Genomic DNA, 1,146 nt, shown 5'->3' with positions numbered 1-1,146 from the left:
TCCTCCAGCCGGGTGACGATCCCGTACGCGACGTCGCCGACGCCGACTTCGCGTACGGGATCGTCACCCGGCTGGAGGAGCTGCGCCTCGCCGCCGTCGAGGACCGCGTCGAGGCGGAGCTCGCCCTCGGGCGGCCCGTCCCGCCGGTCGCCGAGCTGGAGCCGCTCGCCGCCGCGAACCCGCTCCGCGAACGGCTGCGCGGGCAGCTCATGCGCGCCCTGTACGCGGCGGGACGGCAGGCCGAGGCGCTGGAGGTGTACGAGGAGACGCGCCGTGCGCTCGCCGACCGGCTCGGCGTCGATCCCTCCCCGGAGCTGGCCGCCGTCCATCTGTCGATCCTGCGCCGGGAGAATTCGGCCCCCGCCCCGGCGCCCCCGGTTCCGTCCTCGCCGCGCACCAACCTGCCCGCGCAGCTCACCAGCTTCGTCGGACGCGAGGAGGAGTCGCGGCGGGTCGGCAAGCTGCTGCGCGAGACCCGGCTCGTCACCCTCACCGGCCCCGGCGGCGCCGGCAAGACGCGGCTGGCGGGGGAGAGCGCCGCCGCGCTCGTCGAGGAGATGCCGGACGGCGCCTGGTTCGTCCCGCTCGCGCCGGTCAGCGACCCGGGCGACGTCGTGCAGGCCGTGCTGTCGGCGCTCGGCGTCCCCGAGACCGTCCGGCCGGGCGAGACGCGCGTGGTCCCGCGGCCGCTGGAGCGGCTGACCGACTTCCTCGCCGCGAAGCGGATGGTCGTCGTCCTCGACAACTGCGAGCACGTCATCGACGCCGTCGCGCGGCTCGTCGACCACGTCCTCGCGCAGGCGCCCGGCATCCGGATCCTCGCGACGAGCCGCGAACCGCTCGGCATCACCGGCGAGTCGCTGTGCCCCGTCCCGTCCCTGCCGCTGCCGGACGAGGACGTCACCGACCCGGCCGACGCCCTCGGCTACGCGTCGGTGCGGCTGTTCGCCGACCGGGCCACCGCCGTCCGGCCCGGCCTCGCCGTGGACGCCGGCACCGCCGCCGACGCCGTCGCGACCTGCCGGGCGCTCGACGGCATCCCGCTCGCCATCGAGCTGGCCGCCGCCCGGCAGACCGCCGTCTCCTATACACATCTCACGCTGCCCACGCAGGAGATAAGAGAACTACACGCGGACCGCACCCCAA

General features: G+C 75.8%; 1 protein-coding gene. It reads left to right on the top strand.

The genetic code is table 11. The features are described from left to right. On the top strand, window positions 1-1,146 hold a 1,146-nt coding region (locus HUX53_RS34575; protein WP_176407485.1), incomplete at both ends, for a BTAD domain-containing putative transcriptional regulator.

The sequence above is a fragment of the Actinomadura sp. BRA 177 genome, assembly GCF_013372625.1.
GTDB lineage: Bacteria > Actinomycetota > Actinomycetes > Streptosporangiales > Streptosporangiaceae > Spirillospora.
Note: the sequence above shows the minus strand (reverse complement) of the source record. Positions and strands in the feature narration are given on the sequence as shown.